Source organism: Bradyrhizobium sp. IAR9 (assembly GCF_013408065.1).
Lineage (GTDB): Bacteria > Pseudomonadota > Alphaproteobacteria > Rhizobiales > Xanthobacteraceae > Bradyrhizobium.
The window spans coordinates 64,804-90,581 of the sequence record NZ_JACBZW010000018.1 but is presented as its reverse complement, the minus strand read 5'-3'; the positions used below and the strand labels follow the sequence as shown (position 1 = coordinate 90,581).

At 65.7% G+C, this 25,778-nt stretch carries 21 protein-coding genes; 10 read left to right on the top strand and 11 right to left on the bottom strand.

Annotated elements, in window-relative coordinates; all coding sequences use genetic code 11:
* Positions 1-81: 81 nt before the first annotated feature.
* A complete protein-coding gene (locus GGD67_RS34545) occupies positions 82-1,989 on the bottom strand; it encodes a M3 family oligoendopeptidase (RefSeq protein WP_018317796.1) in 1,908 nt (635 codons plus the stop codon).
* Between the two features lie 127 nt (positions 1,990-2,116).
* Here GGD67_RS34545 and GGD67_RS34540 point away from each other — a divergent pair, with 127 nt between their 5' ends.
* The 3 genes from GGD67_RS34540 to GGD67_RS34530 all read left to right on the top strand — a co-directional run bounded on the left by GGD67_RS34540 (position 2,117) and on the right by GGD67_RS34530 (position 8,017).
* Complete coding sequence (locus GGD67_RS34540) at positions 2,117-3,613, top strand: sigma-54 dependent transcriptional regulator (RefSeq protein ID WP_018317795.1); 1,497 nt, start codon at positions 2,117-2,119, stop codon at positions 3,611-3,613.
* A 347-nt stretch (positions 3,614-3,960) separates the two neighbouring features.
* Positions 3,961-6,132, top strand: coding sequence for a murein L,D-transpeptidase (locus GGD67_RS34535; RefSeq protein WP_018317794.1), 2,172 nt, complete (start codon positions 3,961-3,963; stop codon positions 6,130-6,132).
* Between the two features lie 268 nt (positions 6,133-6,400).
* Complete coding sequence (locus GGD67_RS34530) at positions 6,401-8,017, top strand: DUF882 domain-containing protein (RefSeq protein ID WP_179739029.1); 1,617 nt, start codon at positions 6,401-6,403, stop codon at positions 8,015-8,017.
* Between the two features lie 126 nt (positions 8,018-8,143).
* Here the strand turns inward: GGD67_RS34530 and GGD67_RS34525 are convergent, their stop codons facing one another.
* The 3 genes from GGD67_RS34525 to GGD67_RS34515 form a co-directional block, all read right to left on the bottom strand.
* Positions 8,144-8,569, bottom strand: a complete 426-nt coding sequence (locus GGD67_RS34525; RefSeq protein WP_179739027.1) for a DUF1801 domain-containing protein — start codon at positions 8,567-8,569, stop codon at positions 8,144-8,146.
* A 148-nt stretch (positions 8,570-8,717) separates the two neighbouring features.
* Positions 8,718-8,990, bottom strand: coding sequence for a DUF2312 domain-containing protein (locus GGD67_RS34520; RefSeq protein WP_014492426.1), 273 nt, complete (start codon positions 8,988-8,990; stop codon positions 8,718-8,720).
* A 196-nt stretch (positions 8,991-9,186) separates the two neighbouring features.
* Positions 9,187-9,498, bottom strand: coding sequence for a DUF1244 domain-containing protein (locus tag GGD67_RS34515; protein ID WP_179739025.1), 312 nt, complete (start codon positions 9,496-9,498; stop codon positions 9,187-9,189).
* Positions 9,499-9,675: 177 nt separating this feature from the next.
* Between GGD67_RS34515 and GGD67_RS34510 the strand changes: the two genes are divergently transcribed.
* Positions 9,676-10,269, top strand: a complete 594-nt coding sequence (locus GGD67_RS34510) for a DUF1036 domain-containing protein (RefSeq protein WP_018317790.1) — start codon at positions 9,676-9,678, stop codon at positions 10,267-10,269.
* Positions 10,266-11,702, top strand: a complete 1,437-nt coding sequence (gene pyk, locus GGD67_RS34505; protein WP_018317789.1) for a pyruvate kinase — start codon at positions 10,266-10,268, stop codon at positions 11,700-11,702. Before GGD67_RS34510 ends, pyk begins: the two co-directional genes overlap by 4 nt.
* 151 nt (positions 11,703-11,853) lie before the next feature.
* On the opposite strand, the gene GGD67_RS34500 is transcribed toward pyk, so the two are convergent.
* Entirely contained in the window at positions 11,854-12,534 is a 681-nt protein-coding gene (locus tag GGD67_RS34500) for a TetR/AcrR family transcriptional regulator (RefSeq protein ID WP_026201906.1), read from the bottom strand.
* Between the two features lie 535 nt (positions 12,535-13,069).
* Between GGD67_RS34500 and GGD67_RS39595 the strand changes: the two genes are divergently transcribed.
* A complete protein-coding gene (locus GGD67_RS39595; RefSeq protein ID WP_246790887.1) occupies positions 13,070-13,360 on the top strand; it encodes a phosphatase PAP2 family protein in 291 nt (96 codons plus the stop codon).
* Here the strand turns inward: GGD67_RS39595 and GGD67_RS34490 are convergent.
* The gene (locus tag GGD67_RS34490) at positions 13,353-13,517 is read right to left on the bottom strand and encodes a Flp family type IVb pilin (RefSeq protein ID WP_018317786.1); all 165 of its coding nucleotides are present in this window, start codon (positions 13,515-13,517) and stop codon (positions 13,353-13,355) included. The two genes, GGD67_RS39595 and GGD67_RS34490, sit on opposite strands and share 8 nt — an antisense overlap.
* Before the next feature lie 406 nt (positions 13,518-13,923).
* Here GGD67_RS34490 and GGD67_RS34485 point away from each other — a divergent pair, with 406 nt between their 5' ends.
* From GGD67_RS34485 to GGD67_RS34470, 4 genes are all read left to right on the top strand, one after another.
* Positions 13,924-15,414, top strand: a complete 1,491-nt coding sequence (locus GGD67_RS34485; protein WP_179739023.1) for a hypothetical protein — start codon at positions 13,924-13,926, stop codon at positions 15,412-15,414.
* 96 nt (positions 15,415-15,510) lie between these two features.
* A complete protein-coding gene (locus GGD67_RS34480) occupies positions 15,511-17,073 on the top strand; it encodes a hypothetical protein (RefSeq protein ID WP_179739021.1) in 1,563 nt (520 codons plus the stop codon).
* Positions 17,074-17,237: 164 nt separating this feature from the next.
* On the top strand, positions 17,238-18,233 hold the full coding sequence (locus GGD67_RS34475; RefSeq protein ID WP_091956434.1) for a glycosyltransferase family 2 protein: 996 nt from the start codon (positions 17,238-17,240) through the stop codon (positions 18,231-18,233).
* A gap of 8 nt (positions 18,234-18,241) precedes the next feature.
* Positions 18,242-18,925 carry a class I SAM-dependent methyltransferase gene (locus GGD67_RS34470; RefSeq protein ID WP_210286741.1) on the top strand — a complete coding sequence of 228 codons (684 nt, stop codon included), beginning with the start codon at positions 18,242-18,244 and terminating at the stop codon, positions 18,923-18,925.
* A 2-nt stretch (positions 18,926-18,927) separates the two neighbouring features.
* Here the strand turns inward: GGD67_RS34470 and GGD67_RS34465 are convergent, their stop codons facing one another.
* The 5 genes from GGD67_RS34465 to pal all read right to left on the bottom strand — a co-directional run bounded on the left by GGD67_RS34465 (position 18,928) and on the right by pal (position 25,606).
* Positions 18,928-20,373 (bottom strand): hypothetical protein, encoded by a 1,446-nt coding sequence (locus GGD67_RS34465; RefSeq protein ID WP_179739017.1) that lies wholly within the window; start codon positions 20,371-20,373, stop codon positions 18,928-18,930.
* Between the two features lie 170 nt (positions 20,374-20,543).
* A complete protein-coding gene (gene ftsH, locus GGD67_RS34460; protein ID WP_018317780.1) occupies positions 20,544-22,469 on the bottom strand; it encodes an ATP-dependent zinc metalloprotease FtsH in 1,926 nt (641 codons plus the stop codon).
* 264 nt (positions 22,470-22,733) lie between these two features.
* Complete coding sequence (gene tilS, locus GGD67_RS34455; RefSeq protein ID WP_179739014.1) at positions 22,734-23,792, bottom strand: tRNA lysidine(34) synthetase TilS; 1,059 nt, start codon at positions 23,790-23,792, stop codon at positions 22,734-22,736.
* A 77-nt stretch (positions 23,793-23,869) separates the two neighbouring features.
* Positions 23,870-24,916 (bottom strand): tol-pal system protein YbgF, encoded by a 1,047-nt coding sequence (gene ybgF / locus GGD67_RS34450; protein WP_018317778.1) that lies wholly within the window; start codon positions 24,914-24,916, stop codon positions 23,870-23,872.
* A gap of 201 nt (positions 24,917-25,117) precedes the next feature.
* Entirely contained in the window at positions 25,118-25,606 is a 489-nt protein-coding gene (gene pal / locus GGD67_RS34445) for a peptidoglycan-associated lipoprotein Pal (RefSeq protein WP_018317777.1), read from the bottom strand.
* Between the last annotated feature and the right edge of the window lie 172 nt (positions 25,607-25,778).

Sequence of the window (25,778 nt, the reverse complement as noted above, 5' to 3'; positions counted from 1 at the left end):
TATACATATGTATAACACTTCTAGTCAGGCCGTTCAACAGGTGTTTTACGCCCTGTTTGGCGTCTGGAGCAGCTACCCGCCTCAGCCCATCGCCTCCAGCTCGTCGATCATCCCGGCGATGACCGACAGACCGCCGTCCCAGAATTTCGGGTCCTTGGCATCCAGTCCGAACGGCCGTAGCAACTCGGAATAGTGCTTGGTGCCGCCGGCGGCGAGCATGTCGAGATAGCGCTCGGCAAAGCCCTCGTTCGCGTTCTCGTAGACAGCATACAGCGAGTTCACGAGGCAATCGCCGAACGCGTAGGCGTAGACGTAGAACGGTGAATGGATGAAGTGCGGGATGTACATCCAGTAGTTCTCGTAACCCGCCTTGATCTCGATCGCCGGCCCGAGGCTGTCGCCCTGCACCGACAGCCAGATCTCGCCGAGCCGCGTCGCGGTGAGCTCGCCGTTCTTGCGCTCGGTGTGGACCGCGCGCTCGAACGAGTAGAACGCGATCTGCCGCACCACGGTGTTGATCATGTCCTCGACCTTGCCGGCCAGCAGCGCCTGGCGCTGCTTGGCGCTCTTGGTCTGCGCCAGCAGCCGCCGGAAGGTCAGCATCTCGCCGAACACGCTTGCGGTCTCCGCCAGCGTCAGCGGCGTCGGCGCCATCAGCGCGCCGTTCTTCGCCGCCAGCACCTGATGCACGCCATGGCCGAGCTCGTGGGCGAGCGTCATCACGTCGCGCGGCTTGCCCTGGTAGTTCATCAGCACATAAGGGTGCGCCGAGGGCGTGGTCGGATGCGAGAATGCGCCCGGCGCCTTGCCCGGCCGCACCGGCGCGTCGATCCAGCGATCGGTGAAGAAGCGCTCGGCGATATCAGCCATTTTGGGCGAGAAGCCGCGATAGGCCGTCAGCACCATGTTGCGCGCATCGGGCCAGCCGATGACGTCCGTCGCGGCAAACGGCAGCGGCGCGTTGCGATCCCAATAAGCCAGCCGCTTCTTGCCGAACCACTTCGCCTTCAACGCGTAATAGCGATGCGACAGCTTTGGATAGGCCGCCTGCACCGAGGCGACCAGCGCATCCACCACCTCGCGCTCGACGCGGTTGTTGAGATGGCGGGAATCCGCGACGTCCTGGAAGCCGCGCCAGCGGTCGGAGATGTCCTTGTCCTTGGCGAGTGTGTTGGTGATCAGCGCAAAGGTGCGCTCATTGGCCTTGAAGGTTTTTGCCAGTGCCTCGGCCGCGCTCTTGCGCTTGGCGCCGTCGCGGTCCTGCAGCAGATTGAGCGTCGGCTCGATCGCCAGCTCCTTGGCCCCGACCTTGAAGCGCAGTCCGGAGATGGTCTGGTCGAACAGCCGGTTGAAGGCGGAATAGCCGGTCTGCGCCTTCTCCAGGAAAAGCTGCTCGAGCTTGTCGTCGAGCTGATATGGCTTCTCCTTGCGCAGATCCTCGATCCAGGGACGGTAGTGCGCGAGCTCCGGCGCTTGCATGGCCCGGTTCAAAATATCGTCATCGACACGGTTGAGCTCGAGCGCGAAGAACAGCAAATGCGTGGACGCCGCCGTCAGCCGCTCCGACACATCGCCGTAAAACTTTGAAATCGCAGGGTCGACGCTGTCGCCGGCGTGGATGAGCCCGGCATAGGAACCGAGCCGGCCGGCAAGATCGTCGATTGCCTCATAGCGTCGCACGGCTTCCGCGAGCCATTTTCCGCCATCTTCGTTTGCTGTCCCTGTCGCCAGCTTGCCCTTGTAGTCCGTCTCGAACGCGACGCAGTCGGCATCCATCTTTTCGAGATCGCGCGCCACTTCCGGCGCATCGATCCCGGAATAGAGATCGGCAAGGTTCCACTCCGGAAGCTTGCCGGTCTTGCTCGCAGGCTTTGCGCGTGAAGACCCGGAGGACTTCGTCTTGACGGTAGATTTCTTGGCGGCGGATGTCTTGGCAGCTGGCTTGTGGAGGGCGGACTTTTTAAGAGCAGGCTTGGAGCGCGAATTCATTGTGTGGGAAACCTGTGTTCAACAAGCGCGACGGCGGGCGGGGGCATCAAGGTTTAAGAGTGCGTTAATCGGCTTCGGCCAGAGTGCCCCGATTCGAGACAGATAGTAGTAGCGTGCGGGGAACACCATGGCTGCCAGTATTTTGATCGCCGACGACGACGCCGTAGCCCGCCGGCTGGTCGAGAACATGGTGCAGAAATGCGGCTATGAGACGGTCGTCGTGGACTCCGGTGACGCCGCGATCGCAGCCCTCACCGCGCCCGATGCTCCGGCCATCGACGCCGTCATCCTCGATCTCGTGATGCCCGGCCTCGACGGCATGGGCGTGCTGGCGAAAATCCGCGAAGCAGGTCTCAGCGTCCCCGTCATCGTGCAGACCGCCCATGGCGGCATCGACAACGTGATCTCGGCGATGCGCGCCGGCGCGGCCGATTTCGTGGTCAAGCCGGTTGGTGTGGAGCGGCTCCAGGTCTCGCTGCGCAACGCGCTCAACGCCTCCGCGCTCAAGGGCGAATTGCAGCGCATCCGGCACAGCCGCGAGGGCCGGCTGACCTTCTCCGACATCATCACCCGCGCCGAGGCGATGGCAGGCGTGATGCGCGCCGCGCAGAAGGCGGCGAACTCCGCGATTCCCGTTCTGATCGAAGGCGAGTCCGGCGTCGGCAAGGAGATGTTCGCGCGCGCCATCCATGGCAGTGGCGAGCGCAAGGCCAAGCCCTTCGTCGCCGTCAATTGCGGCGCGATCCCCGACAACCTCGTCGAGTCCATTCTGTTCGGCCACGAGAAGGGCGCTTTCACCGGCGCGACCGAGCGGCACATGGGCAAGTTTGTCGAGGCCCATGGCGGCACGCTGTTTCTGGACGAGGTCAGCGAGCTGCCGCTGACCGCGCAGGTCAAGCTGCTGCGCGCGCTTCAGGAAGGCGCGGTCGAGGCGGTCGGCGGCCGCAAGCCCGTCAAGGTCGACGTCCGCATCGTCTCGGCCACCAATCGTCGGCTGCTGGAGCGGGTGAAACAGGGACACTTCCGGGAAGACCTGTTCTATCGCCTGCACGTGCTGCCGCTGACGATCCCCTCGCTCCGGGCCCGGCGCGAGGACATCCCGCATCTGCTCCGGCATTTCCTGGCGCGGTTTGCCGCCGAGGAGAACCGCGCGATCACCGGCATCAGCGGCGAGGCCATGGCCCATCTTGCCCAACTCGACTGGCCCGGCAACATCCGCCAGCTCGAGAATGCGGTCTACCGTGCCGTGGTGATGAGCGACGGCGACCAGCTCGGCCTCGGCGACTTCCCTCTGCTCGCTTCGCAGCCGCATCCCGTAACCGAGATTCCGACCGCTCCGCTGATGCTCGAGCCGGCGGCGACCCCTTCGGTGGTATCGGGCAATGAAATACCAATCGCGCCGCTCCCGGCTGTGGGAAATCTGGCCATGCTGACCCCCACCGGCGACGTCCGCGCGCTCGAGGACATGGAGAACGAGATCATCCGCTTCGCGATCTCGCACTACCGCGGCCAGATGTCCGAGGTGGCCCGCCGCCTCAAAATCGGCCGGTCCACCCTCTACCGCAAACTCGACGAGGCCGGGGTTCCCGGACATGGCGGGAAAAGCGGCGAGGAGACGCACTGAGCCTCATGCGAACGAGGGTTCGTGCGGCGATGCGAGACCGGCTGTAAGCCGTTCGCATGACGACAGAATTCGACTGCTTCTTGAACCGTGACTTGGAAGTGACAGACACAGGGAAAAGCGCGCTGGGCAGGCGCACAATCCGTTGCCAAGAGGCTCCCTTGAAGTCAGTTTGGCGTGAGTTGTCCCGGTTAGCGCTGGCTGCAAAACCGGGGCCTGTATATCGTCTGCGTATGAATCGTTGCGTGCAGGCGTGCAACTTTCGAGAGGCCGGCGCGATTTAGCCGAAGCTCAATAGGCGATAACAAAGCTGTTCCACGAGGGACAGTTCACCCGAGGGGTGCGACACAATGCGTGACTGTTTGAACCACCGTGCGGGCTTCGACCGTGTCTTGATGACGGTCGCGGCAACCTTCCTCACGGTGTCGGCCAGCTCGGCCCTGGCGCAGGATCAGGCGCGCAGCAGCGCCGCCGAGCTCGCGATCGAAGCCGCGATCCCGCGCCCCGAGCCGGCCAACGTCCCTCCCCCGACCGCCTCCGATATCAAGCTCGACACCACCGCCACGGTGCAGGATTCCGCCAAGGAGCCGGCACAGGCGCCCGTAAAGGCTGACGTCGCGCCCGCCCCGGCCCCCGAGAAGGTGGAAACCAAGCCGTCCGACGTCGCCACCACGCCCGCGCCCGAGGCGCCGAAGAGCGACACTGCGAAGTCCGAGCCCGCAACCGCTGCGCCTGCGGCACCCGCCACGGCTGCGGCCCCTGTCGCTGAGCCCGTGAAGGCCGCGAGCAACGTTGCCGCCGCCGACCAGCCGGTCGCCGACAAGCTCAGGGACATCATCGGCGCCAAGACCTCGCGCCATTTCGATCGCAAGAACGAGCGCGCGGCGATCGAGAAGTTTTATGGCGCACGGGACTTCGCGCCGGTCTGGACGCAAAGCGGCAGCCTGACCACCGCGGCCAAGGGCGTCATCGCGCGGCTGAAGGACGCGGCGTCCGACGGCCTCAATCCCGCCGACTATCCGGTGCCGGACTTCGCCAGCGCCAGCACGCCCGATGCGCTGGCCGATGCCGAGCTCAAGCTCACCGCCAGCATGTTCGACTATGCACGCCAGGCCCAGAGCGGCCGCATGCACTGGTCCCAGGTCAGCGGCGACATCCTCTATCCCGAGCATCCGGTCGACCCGAACGAGGTGCTCGCCAAGGTCACGACCGCGGCGGACGCCTCCGCGGCGCTCGACAGCTACAATCCGCCCCACAAGCTCTACAAGGAGCTGAAGGCCAAGCTCGCGGAGCTTCGCGGTCAAGGCAGCGGCCCGGTGATCGAGATCGCCGATGGTCCGGCGCTGAAATACACCCCGGCCAGCAAGAAGCAGGCTGAGATCGTCGTGGAAGATCCGCGCGTGCCGCAACTCCGCGCCAAGCTCGGCCTTGCCGAGAACGCCAGCGACACCCGCTATGACGCAGCGGTCGCGGACGCCGTGCGAAAATTCCAGAGCGGCGCCGAGATGAAGGCGACCGGCATCCTCGACGACAAGACGGTCAAGGCGCTCAACACTCCGAAGCGCGACAAGCAGATCGACGTGGTGCTGGTGAACATGGAGCGCTGGCGCTGGCTGCCGCGCGATCTCGGCGCGCCCGCGCTGGGTGATGCCTATGTGATCCTCAACATTCCCGACTACACGCTGAAGGTGATGCAGCGCGGCCAGCAGGTCTGGACCACCCGCGTCGTCACCGGCAAGCCGGGCACGCACGCGACCCCGCTGCTCACCGAGACGATGAAGTACATCACGGTCAATCCGACCTGGAACGTGCCGCCGTCGATCGTCTACAACGAGTACCTGCCGGCGTTGCAGCAGGACCCGACCGTGCTCCAGCGCATGGGCCTCAAGCTCGAACAGAACCGCGACGGCTCGGTGCACATCTCGCAGCCGCCCGGTGAGGCCAACGCGCTCGGCCGCATCCGCTTCAACTTCCCGAACAAGTTCCTGGTCTATCAGCACGACACGCCGGACAAGAACCTGTTCGCGAGGGAAGATCGCGCCTTCAGCCATGGCTGCATGCGCGTGCAGAACCCGGATCAGTACGCGTCCGTGCTGCTCAACATCACCATGCCGAACGAGAAGTACACGCCCGAGCGCGTGCGCAGCATGTACGGCAAGAGCGAGATCGACCTGAAATTCCCGACCCCGGTCCCGGTCAACATCACCTATCAGACCGCCTTTGTGGACGATGCCGGCAAGCTGCAGTTCCGCAAGGACGTCTATGGCCGCGACGCGACCATGATCAACATCCTGAAGAACAACCGCGGCAAGGATCTCGAGGCCGTCGTTGCGCACTCGCAGCCGAGCTATTCGCGCCCGGCGACGACCCTGCCCTCGGGCGTGGCGGTGGCCAACAATGGCGGCGGCTTCGGGTCCTCCGGCCCGAACTTCTTCGAGCGGCTGTTCGGAGGCGGGGCGCCGACGCCCCCGCCGGCTCCGGTCGGCCGCCGGCCCCAGCAGCAGCGGGTCTTCACCCGGTAAGCCTGCGCGGACCCGGCTTTTCGAATTTCACAACGATATCAACGGCCCCGTCCCATGGATGGGGCCGTTTAACGTTAACCATTGTCCACCTGGCTCCCGGTACCGGGCGTTTTTTTGCCACACTCAACGGGTTAGGATTGTAGTCTGACTTGGTTTGGGGGCGGGAAGGTCAACCTCGAATTAACCTTCTCGCTTTAAGAAAGCGTTCATCCTCTTTCGCGCTGCTACGGGGTTGGCGGGAGAGTCCATTTGAACGCTCGTCGACTGGGTGGGCTCATACGTGCTGACTGGTCTCGCACGCCAATTAACTGTGCTGTCGTTGTCCCATGCGGGAGTGAAGACCGGTTCGCGGATCGGCCTCGCTGCCGTATTGCTGCTTGCGGGCGCAGGCTCGGTTCATAACGCCGCCGCGCTGAACGAGACCAAGACGCTCTCCTTCCACCACACCCATTCCGGCGAAGACCTGACCGTCACCTTCAAGCGCGATGGCCGCTATGACGAAGCGGCGCTGAAGCAGCTCAACCACTTCCTGCGCGACTGGCGCACCCAGGACGAGACGGTCATGGACCGCCGCCTCTTCGATATCCTCTGGGAAGTCTACCGCGACGTCGACGGCAAGCAGCCGATCCAGATCATCTCCTCCTACCGCTCCCCCGCCACCAACGCCATGCTCCGCCGCCGCTCCTCGGGTGTGGCGCGCGCCAGCCAGCACATGCTGGGCCATGCGATGGACTTCTACATTCCGGGCGTGGCGCTGGAGCAGATCCGCTTCGCCGGCCTGCGCCTCCAGCGCGGCGGCGTCGGCTTCTATCCGACCTCCGGCTCCCCCTTCGTGCATCTGGATACCGGCAGCGTCCGGCACTGGCCGCGGATGACGCATGACCAGCTCGCCCGCGTCTTCCCGGACGGAAAGACGGTGCATCTGCCGACCGACGGCGTGCCGCTGAAGAACTATGAGCTCGCCAAGGCCGAGATCGAGCGCCGCGGCAATGGCGACGACTCCAGCAGCAGCAAGCCGAACTTCTTCGCCGCCTTGTTCAAGAGCAAGTCCGCCGCTCCGGCCGCCAGCAGCGACGAGGACGACGAGGGCGCGCCCGCCCCGGCCACCAAGCCGGCGACACCGACCGTGGTCGCAGCCGCCGCCAAGCCCGCCGAACCGGTGCCGACGCCGCGCGCCAAGCCGCAGATCCCCACCGCGATCCAGCTCGCCTCGGCCGATGCGCAGCTCGTTGCACCGCCCAAGCCGAAGCCCGCGCCGGTGGCCGACAAGCCCGCTGCCGGCAAGCCGGAGACCCCGGCCGACATCATCAATGCCCGCGGCTTCTGGGATGATGTCCCGGCCGCGCCGCAGCAGGCGACGCCGGCGCAAATCGCTGCGCTGAAGGCCCGCCAGGCCCTTGCCGCCGCCACAGATTCGCAACCGACCGCGAGCGTGTCCAACGCCGCCCTTCAGGCGCTGGCTTTTGCGCCGGCCGCCTCCCCGGTCGATCGCGCCAATGTCGTCGCCGCCTCCGCGCCGATTCCGCGCTCGGCCCGTCCCGCGTCGCGCAACATCGCTCAGGCGACCGAAATCAACACGGTGGTCGGCAAGAGCGTCGACGGCGCGGTCGCGACCGCGACCCGCCTCTCCGCCGCCAAGAGCGAGAGCATCTGGCTCAAGATCGTGATGCTGTCGCCGAGCGCCAGCCGCGCGATGTCGGTCACGCTGATGGGCGAGCTCGATACGGCGGCGCTGCGCGGCTATTTCGTCAAGCCGCAGGCCGTGATCGCGATGGGCTTTGTCGACGACCCGATGCACGGCCTGTCCTGCGACAGTTTTTCGGGCAGCGCGACCGCGAAGCTCCAGACGACGTCGTTCGTCATGCGCACCGCCGCGCTGCGCTGAGGCGCCGAGCTACCTCCACGAATTCAGTCTCGTCGCCCGGACGGAGCGCAGCGCAATCCGGGAATCGCGCCACGAGCAACGACGGCCCCGGATTACGCTTCGCTCCATCCAGGCTACGAGAGCGCCCTACCGCGCTTTCCTCGCTCGCCGGTCCAGATGATAGGTCAGCGCCAGCGACAGGCAGACGGATAATTCCCGCTTTGGCAGCCGGCCCGCCACCGGCAACAGCAACGCCCGCGTCTGCCGGTATTCAAACAGATCGGGCAAGCGTTCGCGGAAGCTATCGATCAGCGTCGTCTTGCAATTGAACAGGATGGCGGCATGCGCGGAGTCTTTGACGCGGCCAAGCCGGATCGTCGAGCCGCTGCCGGTCTGATCGGTTAGATAAGCCGGCTCGCCCCATTTCAGCGTCTCGGTGAGCCGGCCGACCTCTTCATGCGCCGCGGCGGTCGCGAAGATCAGCGCACGCACCTGAAGCAGCCGCTTGCCGATCGACGCCGGAAGAGCGCCGAAGGCACGGCTCACCTCGCGCGGCAGCGGTGGCGCAGTCATTCGCGACTCCGTTCGCAAACGAAACACGCGCAATTTGTAGCCCGGATGGAGCGCGGCGCAATCCGGGGATTGCTTTCACACTGCGAGAGCCCGGATTTCGCTGTCGCTCCATCCGGGCTACGGCAGTCGTGCTTGAGGCGCCAACGCCTCAGAGCATGCCCAGCGCCTGCATGTAGGTCTCGAGGATGGTCTCGGCCTCGGCGCGCTCGTTGGGGTCCTGCTTGCGCATGCGCACGATGGTGCGCAGCGCCTTGACGTCGTAGCCGTTACCCTTGCTCTCGGCATAGACGTCGCGGATATCGTCGGAGATCGCCTTCTTCTCTTCCTCCAGCCGCTCGATGCGCTCGATGATGGATTTGAGCTGGTCCTTGGCAAATTTCGTCGCGGGCTCGTCGTCGCGGACGGCGGCGGAGGTGGCCATCTAGGTACTCCCAATGGAACTGGCAAAACGAGGTGACGCCGGCATCCCTCACCGCGCGTGCTGGTAGACCCTTAGGGTTGGTACCGACTGCGTTCAAGGCAGCATCGCGCTCGTCCACAGCGCGCCCACACCTTCCTGCGGCGAGGCCAAGAAAGCTGTTGTGTGGTGCGACTCAGGCGAGGCGCGCCCGGGCCGTTCAGTGCCCGTGCCCGTGGGGATGGACCTTCTTCATCGTCTCAAGCTGTTCTGGCGTGGCCGTGCCCTGGTATTTCGACTTCCAGGTCTCGTAGGGCATGCCGTAGATGGCCTCCCGGCTCTCGTCCTTGCTTAAGGCGACGCCCTGGGCGTCGGCGGCTTCCTTGAGCCAGTTGGACAGGCAGTTGCGGCAGAAGCCAGCCAGATTCATCATGTCGATGTTCTGGACATCCGTCCGCGACTTCAGATGATCGACCAGACGGCGGAAAGCGGCCGCCTCGAGCTCCGTTCTGGTTTTGTCGTCGATTGCCATGGCTGTATCCCTGGTATCCCCTTGGGCCTGACCCGATGGAGGTCACCCTTACGGGATCAGGTGGGTCCTGTCACAGATTTTGCCATATCCCGGCGCAAACCGACCCGAACCCGGCCTTGAGGCAGTTCCCCGGCCCCTACGCCAAATCGTCAATGATCTGATATAGCTTCCGCGACAATGATCGCCGAATCTCCCCGCTCCCCCCTTCGCATGCTCGTCCGGTTGGTCCCGGTGCTGGCGATTGGCCTGCTGTGCTTGTGGAGCAGCCCGGCCTCCGCCGATTTCCGTCTCTGCAACAACACGTCGAGCCGGGTCGGCATTGCGCTCGGCTACAAGGACGCCGAGGGCTGGACCACCGAAGGCTGGTGGAACATCTCGTCCCGCTCCTGCGAGACCCTGCTGCGGGGAACGTTGGTCGCCCGTTACTATTACATCTACGCCATCGACTATGACCGCGGCGGCGAGTGGTCGGGGCAGGCCTTCATGTGCTCGCGCGACAAGGAGTTCACCATCCGCGGCACCGAGGATTGCCTCGCGCGCGGCTATGACCGGACCGGCTATTTCGAGGTCGACACCGGTGAGCAGCGGGCGTGGACGGTGCAGCTTACCGATGCCAACGAACAGCCGGCGCAGCAACGCGTACCCGGCCTCCCCGGTCCGGTTGGCCCGGGCGGGGTTCCGGGTTTGCCCAATAGCCCGCCCGGTGGTACGCCCCCCGCCCCGCCTGGCCTCCCGCCAGCTCCCTCGCCCCCGTCTGGAAATAAGCCATGAGGCGTCTTCGCCGTATCAAGATTCTCGCGACCCTGGGCCCAGCCTCTTCAGACCTCGCGATGATCCGCCGCCTGTTCGAGGCCGGCGCCGACCTGTTTCGCATCAACATGAGCCACACCCCGCATGACAAGATGCGGGAGCTGGTGGCGACGATCCGAAACGTCGAGAGCAGCTATGGCCGGCCGATCGGCATCCTGGTCGACCTGCAGGGCCCGAAGCTCAGGCTCGGCTCCTTCGCCGAAGGCTCGGTGCAGCTGCAGAACGGCCAGACCTTCACGCTGGATTCCGACAAGGCCCCCGGCGACACCACGCGCGTCCACCTGCCGCATCCGGAGATCCTGGCGGCGCTGCGGCCCGGCCACGCGCTGCTGCTCGACGACGGCAAGGTGCGCCTGATCGCGGAGGAGACCTCGAAAGAGCACGCGGTGACACGGGTCGTGGTCGGCGGCAAGATGAGCGACCGCAAGGGCGTCAGCCTGCCCGACACCGACCTGCCGGTCTCCGCCATGACCTCGAAGGACCGCGCCGACCTTGAGGCGGCGCTCGTCACCGGCATCGACTGGATCGCGCTGTCCTTCGTGCAGCGCGCCGACGACGTGATCGAGGCCAAGAAGATGATCCGTGGCCGCGCCGCAGTCATGGCCAAGATCGAGAAGCCGCAGGCGATCGACCGTCTCGCCGACATCATCGAGGCCTCCGACGCGCTGATGGTGGCGCGCGGCGACCTCGGCGTCGAATTGCCGCTCGAGCGCGTGCCGAGTCTGCAGAAGCAGATGACGCGGATGGCGCGCCGCGCCGGCAAGCCGGTGGTGATCGCAACCCAGATGCTGGAATCGATGATCCAGTCGCCGGTGCCGACCCGCGCCGAAGTCTCCGACGTCGCCACTGCCGTCTATGAGGGCGCCGACGCCATCATGCTGTCGGCGGAATCGGCGGCCGGCAAATTCCCGGTCGAGGCGGTCTCGACCATGAACCGCATCGGCGAGGAGGTCGAGCGCGACCCGATTTATCGTTCCGTGCTCACCGCGCAGCGCCCCGCGCCGGAATCCACCGCGGGCGATGCCATTGCCGACGCCGCGCGGCAGATCGCCGAGACGCTCGACCTGCCCGCTCTGATCTGCTGGACCTCATCGGGCTCGACCGCAGTGCGGGTGGCGCGCGAGCGGCCGAAGCCGCCGATCGTGGCGATCACGCCGAACATCACCGCCGGCCGACGGCTCGCGGTGGTCTGGGGCGTGCATTGCGTCGTGGCGGAAGACGCGCGCGACCAGGACGACATGGTCGGCCGCGCCGGGCAGATCGCGTTCCGGGACGGTTTCGTCCGCGCCGGCCAGCGCGTGATCATCGTCGCCGGCGTGCCGCTCGGCATCCCCGGCACCACCAACATGGTGCGCATCGCCTCGGTCGGCCCCGAGGGCGACGCGATCATGTAGGCCCGCCAGGGCACGCCAAACAAAAAGTCGAAAAACAACCCCATGCACAGTAGCGGGAGGGGCCGGCGAGCCTGCTGCGGTATTGCGAAAAGGCTCGCTCAGTCAACCACCTGAGCGCTGTCAGGCCGGCCGCTTCGTGCGCACCGCGATTTCACGCCCCAACGAGCGCCTTCGCGGTCGGCAGCAGCGTCTGCTGCACCACCAGACCCCGGGCGCGGGCGTCCATGACGCCGACGGCACGGAGCGCCAGCAGCGTCACGGTCTGCACCGCATCGCGCATCTTGACGGGATCATCGAGATTGTCAGGCGCAAGCGGCCCGACCAGGGCCTCATGCAGCGCGCCGAGCAAGGCGGTGGCAGCGAGTGCGGTGTCCTGCGCCGGCAGGTGACCGGCACGCACGGCTGCGTCGATCCGGGCGGCAATCTCGCCGGCAATCTCCCGCCGGCTGGCAAGGCGGGAGGCGCTGACATCGACATCAACAGGTTCGGCCAGAATGCCCCAGGCCAGCCGCCGCTGCGACAGGGTATGGACCGCCACGGTGGTGACGGCGGCCGCCAGCGCCGAGGACGGCCCCGGCGCGGCATCGGCCGCCCGGCGGATCGCCGCGAGCTCATCGCGGGAGACCTCGGCAATCAGCTCGGAGATCAGCTCGGCCTTGGAGGGGAAGTAGCGGTAGACCGTGCCGGCCGCGACATTGGCCCGGACCGCGACGGGCGCGATCTGCACCGCCGCCATCCCGCCTTCCGCCGCAGTCTCCCGCGCTGCCGTCAAGATCGCACTGCGCCGCGCCGCAAGGCGCTTCACCACTTGATGCGTCCGCCGATAAACCATGGCGCGCTTCCTGTCCCACACGCCTGCCGCACGCCCTGCGGCTAAACGCTTCGTCACGCAAAAGATGCAAATCGCCCCGCAAGGACTGAACAACTATTCAGGCGGGATGACAAGATGCAAATGCGTGGGAGCGCCACCGGAGAGGCCGCGCCGCAACGCTAAAAGTACTGCGCGCTGGTTGTAAGACAGATAACCACAGTTCTTACCACGATCTTGAAGACGGTCCGTGACTGTACGGTGGTAATGCAATTGCACCTTGGCGCACCATGCTCGACACGGACTCCCGGACCGCCTGGCAGCTTTTCCACCTCAACTGGTTTCCGATTCTCGGGATGGCCACCCTGCTGGCGCTCGGCCTCCCCTCGACCGGACTGAGTCTCGAGCCGGTCGCCTAAGGTGTGACCCTGGCGATCGCCGCGGCGCTACTCGCGGCCGCCTATGGCCACCGGCTCGTCAAAGGCGAGCTTGCCGGCTGTTCTCTCTGTCCGGCATCGTCTCGTTTCCGAGCTTTCACGCGGCGTCGGCCGTGCTCTATATGTGGGCGCTGTGGCCGGTGCGTGGCATCGGCGGCATCGTGGCCCTGCTCAGTCTGTTGATGATCGCGGCGACGCAGGTGATCGGCGCGCATTTTATCATCGACGTCGCTGCCGGCGCCGCGCTCGCCGCAGCCTCGATCTGGGCCGCGAAATTCTATCTCGACCGGAGTTACGGCGTGTGGGTCCGCAGCGCCGGCTTCGTTAGGGGCCTTGCCGGCCTCGCCCAAAAGAAAAGAGCCCCGTCAGCGACGAGGCTCTCAGAAATTCGCAGTTCGTCCGGTCTTACTTGAGGCCGGTCGAGATCGCGGTGAACTTGGTGTTCAGCGTGGTGCCGAGATTGTTGACGACGGTGATGATCGCCAGCGCGATGCCGGCAGCGATCAGGCCGTATTCAATGGCGGTGGCGCCGGATTCATCCTTGAGGAAACGCGCAACGAGGTTCTTCATAGAGTGCTCCAAATGAGTACACGAGGCTGCAACTGATCTGGTCTTTTCGGCTTCCCAGCGCCGCCCGACCATGGAACCGAACGTAGAGGCAAAGAATTGCGCCGCAGTTAATTCGACTGCGTAAACACCGAGCGCTTCGCGTGTATTCGCCGATGGTAAATTGAAATCTAAAACAATCTGTTAAATTTGTCGGGACCTGAAACCGGCGTGGCCTGCCGGTTTACCCGAAGTTATGACCGCCCGTGGTCCAATGCCGACTGGCGCGCGATGAGATAAATCGTTCATCGCGCTTCAGGTGATTGCTCGAGCATGATCTTCTCGGAAACCGCACCTCACTTTGCGCCAACGCGGCCCGCCGGGTCCGGATCATGCCCGACCGACAAGAACAACAGGACGACGAGGCGGCATGTCACTTTCCTTTGCCAACAGCATCGCGGCGCAGAGCCGCGCGAGGGCCCTGGTGCCGCTGTGTGTCGGCGCCGGCGTCTATCTGTTCTTCCTCTACCTCGGCGACACCCGGCTGCAGGACTCCGACTCGTTCTGGCAGGTGAAGATCGGGCAGTGGATCCTCGATCACCGCGCCATGCCCACCACCGACTTCTATTCGTTCACGCGAACGGGCGCGCCATGGATCTCGACGTCGTGGCTGTCGCAGGTGCTGTTCGCCTATTCCCACGCGCAATGGGACTGGGCAGGTCCCGTCATCCTCACCGCGGTCGCGGTCGCGGTCACGGTCGCGATCTTCGTCTATCTGCTCGATGCTCAGATCGAGGCACCACGCGCAGTGCTGTTCGCGATGTTGGCGCTGCTGCTGTCGGCCCATCACGTGCTGGCGCGGCCGCATATCCTGGCGCTGCCCGTCATGGTGGCGTGGGTCGGCCTGCTGATGGCAGCTGCCGACCGCAAGAGCGCGCCGTCCTGGTATTGGCTGCCGCTGATGGCGCTCTGGGCGAATTTGCATGGCGGCTTCGTGCTGGGCCTCGTGCTGATCGGCCCGATCGCGCTCGAGGCTGTCGAGCACGCCGAGAAGGGCCGACGGCTCCAGCTGTTCATGCGCTGGGTGTTGTTCGGAATCGGCGCTCTGATCGCGAGCTGCTGTACGCCGTATGGCTGGCGGACGCTGCTGGGCGCGACCAATATTCTCGGCCTCGGCGAACTGCTGTCGCTGATCTTCGAATGGATGCCCGCGAACTTCTCCACGTTCACCCCATTCGAAGGCGCCCTGCTCGGCTTGATCGCATTCGGCTATTATCGCGGCCTGGTGCTGTCGGCGCCCCGGATCCTCCTGATCCTGTTCCTGACCTGGAGCGCGCTGACCCATGTCAGGAGCATCGAGGCATTTGCCTTCCTGGTGCCGCTGGTGCTGGCAAAGCCACTCGGCGAGATGTTCCCGCGCCCGGCGCCTGACGCCGCCGGGGCCGGGCGCTGGCCCGCCCGCTATGTCACCGCGCTTGGCGCGCTGATGATCGTGGCGGCGAGTTGGACCTCGACGTCGCTCTACATGGCGCACCACCGCTTCACCTTCACGACGACGCACACGCCGGTTGCGGCCGTCGACGTGCTCGAGCAACGCAAGGTGCAGCGCATCTTCAATGCCTACCAGTTCGGCGGCTATCTGATCTCGCGCGATATTCCGGTCTTCGTTGACGGCCGTGCCGAGCTCTATGGCGAGAAATTCGTCATGGACTTCTTCAAGGCGACGGAGGGCAAGAAGCCCGAATTGCTGCCGCGCCTGCTCGACGAGTACAAGATCGATGCGACGCTCCTGGTTGCCGATGCGCCGGGCCCGCAGATCCTCGACCAGATCAAGGGCTGGAAGCGGATCTATACGGACGACATCGCCGTGATCCATGTGCGAGACCATGCGGACGGCGCGACCGCGGCGCCTTCGAAGTGAGAACCTACTTGCAGGCGCGTACGCGTAATCGTGAGACGTCCTTCCAAAGGCGGCGTGGACGCGACCACTGCGCTCAACCCCCGGCGATCCCGCGACATGTCTTCTTTTGACAGGCCGATTTTGACAATCCCGGCTCGGCTCGGCTCGGAGCGGTCCCTTGCGATCGCCGTTCTTGCGGTGCTGGCGGCGGCCTCCTTTCTTCCGGTGCTGCTGACCCCCATTCCTGCGATGGTGGATTATCCCAATCACCTCGCCCGCATGTACATTCTGAGCCAGAGCGGCACCCCCGATGCCAATCCGCATTACGAGGTGGCCTGGGCCTTCTATCCCAACCTTGGAATGGATCTGCTGGTGCCGCAGCTGGCGCGGCTGATGAGCGTCGAGAACGCCACGCGGCTGTTTCTGCTGCTGAGCCAATTGCTGATCGTCGGGGGCGCGCTGCTGCTGGAATGGACCCGGAAGGGACGGGTCCGTCTTGCCGGCTTCGCTGCGCTCGCTTTCCTCTACTGTCTGCCGTTCAGCTGGGGTTTCGTGAATTTCGAGTTTGGCCTCGGCCTCGCGCTCTGGGGCATCGCAATCTATCTGATGCTGGCCGAAGGCCCATGGCCGCTACGCTTCGTCGCCAACGTGCTGTTCGTCGCTGCGCTTTACGCGGCGCATTTCTTCTCGCTCGGCATCTACGGTGCGACGCTTGGCCTCTACGAGCTCTCGCGCATTCGTCAGCAGCGAATATCGTACCGGGTGGCGGCCGCGCGGCTCGGCGCGCTGGCCCTGCCGGCGCTTGTGTTGTTCGGGATCATGCAATTGACCGCGGGCTCGATCGGAAGCGAAGGGACGAGCTGGTTCTTCGGATTCAAGCCGATTTGGCCGCTGCGCATCCTGAACGGCTACAGCCTGACGGCATCGGCAGTGGCCGGGCTGGCGCTGATGATCTCGTTGCTGTTCGCTGCAAGGCGCGGCGTCCTCAAGCTCGAGCCGGCCGGCCTCTGGCTCGCGATCGGCTTTGCACTGCTTTACCTCGTCATTCCCTCTAAGCTGTTCGGAACCGCGTTCGTCGATCTTCGCGTGATTCCCGCTGCAGCTCTGATCCTGCCGGCCTTCTGCTCGCTGTCGCTGCCCAGCCGGGCCTGGAGAACGGCTGCGCTCGCCGCGATCAGCGGCATCATCCTGATCAATCTCGCGGTCGTTTTCGCGGTGTGGCTGCCTTACCGCGCCGACTATGCGGCGATCATCGCCTCGTTCCAGAAGATCGAGCGCGGCTCACGCGTTCTCGTTGGCAGCACGGGCGACAATGGTGATCCGCCCTTCGCCGACCTCACCTCGTATCCGATGTACTATGCGCCGACGCTGGCCGTGCATTATGCCAACGCATTCTTGCCCAACCTCTTCACGGAAGCGGGCAAGCAGCCGGTGCGGGCCCGCGAGGCCGTGCGCCGGCTTGCCATTCCCTACGGAGGACCGGTGCCGTCGGAGCTGCTTGCGGCGATCGCAACGAGACAGCCGCCGGGGGACGTTCCGCCGTTCATCCGCACCTGGTACCGGGACTACGACTATCTCTATGTGCTCGGACCGCCGGCCGCGAACCCGCTGCCGGATCTGCTGGAGGTGTTGGACACCTCGGGGCGATTTGTTCTCTACAAGATCCGCCGCAGCTCCTAGACCGACGCCGCGGCTGCACCGCATGGTTAATCCTGCATCGCCATTCCGTTCCGCCTCCGCCCTCAATCGCCCGAGGGCCCTAGATCCTTAACTGTTGCGGCAAGGCGACCTTAACCACCGCCGAACTAGACTCCCGCCCCTGCAACCCAGCCGGATTCTCTCGCATGGCGGCCAATTCCAGATCGATCCGCTACAGCCTCGTCATCCCCGTGTTCAACGAGGAAGCCGTGCTGCCGGTCCTGCTGCGCCGGCTCGACCTGGTCTTGTCCCGGCTCGACGGTCCGGCCGAAGCGATCTTCGTCGATGACGGCAGCAGCGATTCCAGCTCGATCGTGCTCCAGGCGCTCGCCAAGCGCGATCCGCGCTTTCGCTATATCGGCCTGTCGCGAAATTTCGGCCATCAGGTCGCCATTACCGCCGGAATGGACGCCGCGGAAGGTGACGCGATCATCGTGATGGATGCCGATTTGCAGGATCCGCCCGAAGTGATCGAGCAATTGATCGCGAAATGGCAGGAAGGCAACGACGTCGTCCACGCCCGCCGCCTGTCGCGCGAAGGCGAAAGCCGGTTCAAGCGTGCGACGGCGCATCTGTTCTACCGGCTCCTCGGCAGGATGTCCTCGGTCGGCATCCCCGCCGATGTCGGCGACTTCCGCCTGATCGATCGCAAGGTGCTCGATGCACTCAGGCAGATGCCGGAGCAGGATCGATTCGTACGCGGCATGATCGCCTGGCTCGGTTTCCGCCAGGCCGAGGTCGCCTTCCACCGCCTCGAGCGCGCTGCGGGCGAAACCAAATACCCGCTGTTCAAGATGGTGCGGCTCGCGGTGAACGCCGCGCTCGGCTTTTCCGATCTGCCCCTGCGGCTTGCGATCTGGTGCGGCTTGACGGTTTCGGGACTGGCCCTGCTCTACGGCGGCTGGGTGATCCTGCTGTGGCTCAGCAAGGACAGCCATCTCGTCACCGGTTGGTCGTCGACGATCGTCGTCGTCTCCCTGCTGTGCGGAATCAACATGCTGATGACCGGTATCGTGGGGCTCTATGTCGGCCGCATCCATGCCGAGGTGAAGCGCCGCCCGCTTTATGTGGTGCAGACGCGCGCCGGCTTCGATCGCAACGAGGCGGCGGCAGCACCTGCCATCCACGCCGTCAACGAGTGACCCGGCGCATGAGCGAGCTCTTCGACGGCTATCACGCCAACTACCGTGACGTTGTCCAGTCCTCGATCGACTTCTCCGGCTTGCCGCATGATTTCTTCATGCGCGCGAAGGCCGATCTGCTGCGCAGTCTGATCGCGCAGCGGCTGAACACCGAGAGGCCCGACATGCTGGACGTCGGCTGCGGCGTGGGCAGCCTTCATCCGCTGCTGCACGGCATGGTCGGCTGCTTGAGCGGTATCGACGTTTCGTCGGCCAGCCTGGCGCAGGCCCGCGCGGCCAATAGCGGGGTCGACTACCGCGAGTTTGACGGCCGCAGTTTTCCCTTCGAGGACGCCAGCTTCGATCTCGTGACGGCCATCTGCGTGATGCACCATATCGTGCCGGCCGAATGGACGCATTTCATCACCGAGATGCGGCGGGTGGTGCGCCCCGGGGGGCTCGTCTGCGTGATCGAGCACAATCCCTACAACCCGCTGACACGTCTTGCCGTTGCCCGCTGTGAGTTCGACCGGGACGCCGTCCTGCTCAGTGCCGGCAAAGTCCGAAAGCTGATGGCTGCGGGCGGCTTGCGCGAGATCGGCGCCCGCCATTTCCTGCTGCTCCCCTGGGATACCAAACCGGCGCGTCGCCTCGAAGATGCCCTGAGCGGCGTGTCGCTCGGCGGCCAATACGCGGCCTTCGGGACCGTCTGACTTTATCTTTGCGGCGTATCCCGCCGCTTGTGCACGACCGCCACGTCGTCGCTGTAGACGCGTTGCCACTGCGGCAGCCGGTCGAGCATCGCGACCGCCGGTGTCCGCGGCGCGAGCAGCGTCGCGCCGATGTCGTATTCGTCGAGCAGCTTGAGAAAATCTGCGAGGTCGACCAGCGCCAGGGCACGATTGTAGCGGTCGATGAACGGCCCGCCATAAAGTTCGCCGCGACCATCGATAAAGGTGGGAATGCCGGCAAAGATCAAATAGCCGCCGAAGGAATAATCGTTGAGCACGCGCCCCGCCTTGGCGAGGTCGGCTTGCGCGACGGCAGCCTGAGGGGTGATGACGGGAGCCGGCCGTATGTCGCGCGCCAGCGCCACCCCGCTCATCGCGATCAGAACACCGAACGCGGCCAGATTCAGGCCACGCGACGCCCCCTCCGCATCGTCCGTGATCCGCCCGCCGAATTTCCGACCCAAGGGGGCCGCCAGATAGAGCGGCGCCAGCATGGCCAGCAGATCCGCGTTGCGGACCTGCGCCAGTGCGAAATGGAGCAGGCCGATCACCACCAGGGCCCGCACGACCGGCAGCGTCACGCCGCGCGCGAGCGCAAAGATGCCGGCCAGCAGCAGCAACTCGAAGCCACCGACATGGCTGAAATCCTGCGGCCGCCATTCCCCGATCCAGGCGAGCGCAGAGCCGAGGCCGAGCGTCGTCAGCGGCATTAGCAGCGGCTCCGGCCCGTGCGGCGTCAGGCAGGACGCTGCGAGGGCAAGGGCCGAGAAGGGCAGCCATCGCAGCAGCACGCGCGGCCATTCGCTTCGCTCCTCACGCAGCAGCGCCTCGAGCACCGCCGGACCGATCAGCCCGAGCGCGAGCACGACGCTGCCATGCAGATTGGTCCACAGCACCAGCAGCGGCAGCGCCCAGTATGGCGGAGGCCCGCCGCGATCCATGCAGCGCACCAGGGCGGCCGCCCAGATCACCATCACCGGCAGCACGAGCACATGTGGCCGCGCCAGCATATGCGGCGCCAGCAGGATGACGGCCGCGATCACCATCAGCAGCGTCAGGGCCGGCGAGAGCTCGCGCAGCAGGAAGAAGGTGAACAGGCCAAAGGCGAGCGCTATCGCCGCTGCTGCGACGACGACGACGCCGGGCCAGCCGGACAATGCGTAGGCTCCGGCGTAGACGATTTCCGAGAGCCATTCGAACGTGATCCAGGGCGCGCCATGCTTCGAAAACGAAAAGGGATCGCTCTCCGGCAGGGTGCCATGGGCGATGATCCAACGCCCGACCTCGATATGAGAATAGCTGTCGGGATCACCGAGCAGCCACGGCCCAACGATCAGCAGCAGGGCATAGACGCCGAGGCCCACGGCCCAAGGGAGCGCTGCACGTGCCGAAAACGGTTGAACCGCGCTGTGGACGACCTGGTCAGTCATGGCGGGCCAAAATAGGCCGCAAGCGTTAAGTTCTTCTTTAGTGATTCCCGCGTTTGCCCCGGAAGCCGCGCGCCTCGCTCGCGCCGGGGACGCCCTGCATCCACGAACCGCCGGCCAACAAAAAACGCGGCGTTTCCGCCGCGTTTTGCAATCTCATCTGTCGCCCGCGATTACGCCTGCGGCTGCGGCTCCAGGCCGGGATCCGCATCGGGCCGCGGGCGCGGCGACTTGCCGGCCGGGGGCACCGCGGAGGCGCGCGGCGTGCTCGGCTCGAGCACGGACTCGCGGTTCGGCTTCTTGCCCTTGAGCAGATCGACGATCTCGTCACCGCTCAGTGTCTCGAACTCGAGCAGGCCCTTGGCGAGAGCTTCGAGATCGGCGCGCTTCTCGGTGAGAATACGCGTCGCTTCGTTGTAGCCCTCTTCCACGAAACGCCGGATCTCGGTGTCGATCTTCTGGACCGTCGCCTCCGATGCGTTCTGGGTGCGCGACACCGACATGCCCAGGAAAACCTCGTCCTGGTTTTCGCCATAGGACACGGTGCCGAGCGCCTCCGACAGGCCCCAGCGCGTCACCATCATCCGGGCCAGGCGTGTCGCCTGCTCGATGTCGGAAGACGCACCCGAGGTCACCTTCTCGCGGCCGAAGATCAGCTCTTCGGCGACACGGCCGCCCATCATGATCGCGAGCCGCGAGGTCATCTGCTCCAGAGACATCGACAGCTTGTCGCGCTCGGGGAGCTGCATGACCATGCCGAGCGCACGACCGCGCGGAATGATGGTCGCCTTGTGGATCGGGTCGGTCGCGACGACGTTGAGGCCGACGATGGCGTGGCCGCCCTCGTGATAGGCCGTCAGCAACTTCTCTTCCTCGGTCATGACGAGCGACTTGCGCTCGGCGCCCATCATCACCTTGTCCTTGGCCTCTTCGAACTCGGCCTGCGTCACCATCCGCTTGTTGCGGCGGGCGGCGGTCAAAGCTGCTTCGTTGACGAGGTTCATCAGGTCGGCGCCGGAGAAGCCCGGGGTGCCGCGCGCGATGGTCTTGAGGTTGATATCGGGGGCCAGCGGCACCTTGCGAACGTGAACCTTGAGGATCTGCTCGCGGCCGACGACATCCGGATTGGGCACCACGACCTGGCGGTCGAAGCGGCCGGGACGCAGCAGCGCGGGATCGAGCACGTCGGGCCGGTTGGTCGCGGCGATCAGGATCACGCCCTCGTTGGCCTCGAAGCCGTCCATCTCGACCAGCAACTGGTTCAGCGTCTGCTCGCGCTCATCATTGCCGCCGCCGAGACCGGCGCCACGGTGACGACCGACCGCGTCGATTTCGTCGATGAAGATGATGCAGGGCGCGTTCTTCTTGGCCTGCTCGAACATGTCGCGGACGCGGCTCGCGCCGACGCCGACGAACATCTCGACGAAGTCAGAACCGGAGATGGTGAAGAACGGCACGTTGGCTTCGCCCGCGACCGCACGCGCGATCAGCGTCTTACCGGTGCCGGGAGGGCCGACCAGCAGCACGCCGCGCGGAATGCGGCCGCCGAGGCGCTGGAATTTGCCGGGGTCGCGGAGGAATTCGACGATTTCCTGAAGGTCCTGCTTGGCCTCGTCGACGCCGGCGACGTCCTCGAAGGTGACGCGGCCATGCGCTTCGGTCAGCATCTTGGCGCGCGACTTGCCAAAGCCCATCGCCTTGCCGGCGCCGCCCTGCATCTGCCGCGACAGGAAGATCCACACGCCGATCAGGGCGATGAACGGCAGCCAGGAGACCAGCAGCGAGACGAACCACGGCACGTTGTCGCCCGGCGGCTTCGCGGTGATCTGGACCTTGCTGTCATAGAGACGCTTCACCAGCGTCGGGTCGCTGGGCGCATAGGTCTGGAAGCTGGAGCCGTTGGTGAAGGTGCCGTGAATGTCCGGCCCCTGGATCACGACGTCGCGCACATTGCCGCGGTCGACCTCGCTCAGGAGCTGCGAGAAGGCGATGTCCTGCGAGGAGGCCCGCTGACCTGGATTCTGGAAGAGCGTGAACAACGCCAAAAGCAGCAAGACAATAATGACCCAGAGGGCGAAATTGCGCAGATTGGCGTTCATCGATCTTCCTTCGTGGTCGCGCGGATCGCGGCCTCATCCTTGGGCTCTACGAGGAAATCCCCAAGGAATCCTCATCGTTAGACGCATACAATTTAGGTGCCGCCCCGGTCGCTGCCAAGGGAACGAGATGGGACTATTTATCCCATCTTAGAGCGATTCCCGCTGAAATAATGGCGACCTGACCGGGGTTTTTCCTGCCTGGTTAAGGTGTCCTGACGGCACGGGGCCGAATTGGCCGGTGTCATGATCCGCCCACGCCCGCGCCTATCCGCCCTTGCGACGCCGGGCCGGCGCCGGTGCGATGTGGATACGCCCGCCGGCAAGGCTGATCAAGGCTCCCGCAAGGGTCTGCCTCATGGCCGGACGGCCGTTTGCGCCTGCGCGAGGGCTTGCGGCGATGGCCTGGTCGAGCACGGCCAGGAGAGATTCAATCTTGCCGAGTTCCGCCGGCCCTTCATGCCCGAGCGCGTTGATGGCCCGCAGCAGCAGCCGCAGCCGGACCTCCTCCGGCAGGCCGGCAAAGGTCGCGGCCTCGAAGCTTCGAACGCCAGCCTGCGGCGCATCGCCGCGATCCCGCAAACGGAGGAAGCGCTCGGCGCCGTCGGCCAGCACCTCGACCGCCGCATTGGCCCGCGCCAGCCGGGCCGCGAGCCGCACCAGCGTGCGGGCATCGCCACCCTCGGCCGCAAGCAGCGGCAGCAGCGCGCGCAGCCGCGGCCGGGTGAAGGCGGTGTCGCGGTTGGTGGGATCGTCGGCAAAGCCGATCCCGGCCCGCCTCAAGGTCGCGATCAGCTGCGCCTTCGGGACCTCGAGCAGCGGACGCGCCAGCACGATCCCGTCGCGCTCGCTGAGGGAGGCCATTGCCGACAGCCCGGCAAGTCCGCTGCCGCGCAACAGGCGCATCAAGAGGGTCTCGGCCTGGTCGTCGCGGGTGTGAGCGGTCAGCACATGGCTCGCGCCGACGGCACGCGCGGCCTGCGCGAGCAGGCGGTAGCGCGCCTCGCGCGCCGCCGCCGGCAGTCCGGTCTTCGGCTTTGCGCCGCGCCAGCGCAGGGTCCGGTGCGGCAATCCGAGCTCAGTGGCGAGCCGCTTGACCTCGCGCGCCTCACGCGCCGCCTCTCGCCGCAGGCCGTGATCGATCGTGACGACGGTGAGACGCGGGCCGCGCGCAAGACTGCGCTGCCAGCGCGCCGCGAGCCACATCAGCGCGACCGAGTCCGGCCCGCCCGACACGGCGAGCACCAGCGCCGGCGCGCGCTTCAGGCCGGCGAAGAGCCGCCTCGCCTCGCGTGCCGAGATCGGAGAATTGTCATCGTCTGACATGACGCGGGCCCTGACTGCCGCAGGCGGATGGTTACGATGTCTAGCGCAGCACCATCCGCATTGTCAGGACCCCGACGTCAGCACTTCACCCGTTTCTGCTCGCGGTCGACGGCGGCTTTGACGCCGGCGGAGGCGCGCGGATATTTGCGGCCGACCTCGCCGAAGGCGGCGCAGGCGGCCTCCTTCTCCTTCAGCGCGGCGAGCGACTGGCCGAGCCGCAGCAGCGCATCCGGAGCCTTGGCCGATTTTTCATATTTGGTGGTGACGGCGAGGAAGGCTTCCGCGGAGTCCCGATATTGCTGGCGCTGGAAGTAGCTCTCGCCGAGCCAGTATTGCGCGTCCCCGAGCAGCGGGTCGCTCGGATATTTCTGCGTGAAGTTCTTCATGGTCTGCTCGGCGAGCGCGTAGTCCTTGCGCTGCATGTAGCCGATGCCGAGGTCGAACTCGTCGCGCGGCGTCGCCGAGGGCGGCAGGGTGGTCAGGCCGGCGCCGCCAGCCGGCGGCGGATAGCCGGATTGGGCCGGCGGATAGCCGGGCTGCGCGGCCGGGGGAGCGGCCTGCTGCTGATAACGGGGGCCGGTGTTGGCGAGATCGAGCGGCTCGCCGGCGCCGCGGCCGCCTGGTGCTCCCGACGGCATCGGCTGCGGGCCGCCGCCGAGCGCGCGCGGCGCACCGGGCGCGTTCGGGTTCTGGCTCGGATCGAAGGCATCGCCGCGGCGACGCGTGCCGGGAGCGCCGGGCGCCGGCTGCTCCTGAATGATCGGCGCCGGAGCGGCGCTCTGCGGCTGCTCGTAATTCGGCTGCACGGCCTGCTGCTGCGGCTGCTGGCGATAGCCGGGCGCGACCTGACCTGGTCCGACCTGGGCGGGCGGCATCGCCGCGACGTTGGGCGCCTGTCCGGGCGCGCCTTGGGCGCCGCCCTCGAGCGCCCGCAGCCGCTCTTCGAGCTGGCGGTTGCGGTATTGCAGCTCTTCGTTCTGGCCGGTGAGCTGGCGCAGCTGGTTCTCCAGCCGCTCGATCCGCATCTCGGGATCATCATCGGTCTGGGCGAAGACGGGCGTGCACAAGGGGAGCAGCGCGGCGATGGCCACGGCGCCTGTAAAGACCTTAAATCTGGATGACATCTTGCCCTGACGACGAAAGCGAAATGGCCTGCGACGGAACATGCGACGCGCCACACATTGAAGGGGAGTACGCCAAAAATGTGTCTGGCACCACGGGGATTCTGTCACGGATTGCTGAAACGAAACCGGCGCCCGAGAGGGCGCCGGCATAATCGGTCTTGGAAGATGAACGGCGCCTGACTGAGAGCCAGTATCTCGGCGTCAGGAGCTCGCGTTCAGCACGGTGACGGCACGACGGTTCTGCGACCAGCAGGAGATGTCGTTACAGACGGCGACCGGCCGCTCCTTGCCGTAGGAGATCGTGCGCATGCGGTTCGGATCGATGCCGCGCGAGGCGAGGAACGAACGCACCGACTGGGCACGGCGGGCGCCGAGCGCGATGTTGTATTCGCGGGTGCCGCGCTCGTCGGCGTGGCCTTCGACGGTGAAGCTGTAGCGCGGATAGGTCTGCAGCCACTGCGCCTGCTTCTCCAGGGTCACGATCGCCTGCGGGGTCAGATCGGTCTGGTCGCTTTCGAAGAACACGCGGTCACCCACGTTGACGACGAAATCCTGCTGACTGCCAGGCGTTGCCGCATTGGCCATCGCATCCGTCGCAGCATTCTTGTTGGCGCAGGCGCCCATCGACAGCGCGACGGCGAGCACCGCGACCAGCTTCAATCCCTGGAGGATACGCATAGGATGTTTCATTCCGGAGCCTCCACGCTCACGTTAGTCCACTGCTGTCCGGTCTACAGGGGGTTGGTTAAGCGAACGTTCCGTCAACCTTGACGGAACCTTGCCTCAGCCGATCAAATGCCCCCAACCAGCGAAAAGCACCCGTCATGGTTAATGGGTTGTAAATGTGGCGCGAGGGTGAAGG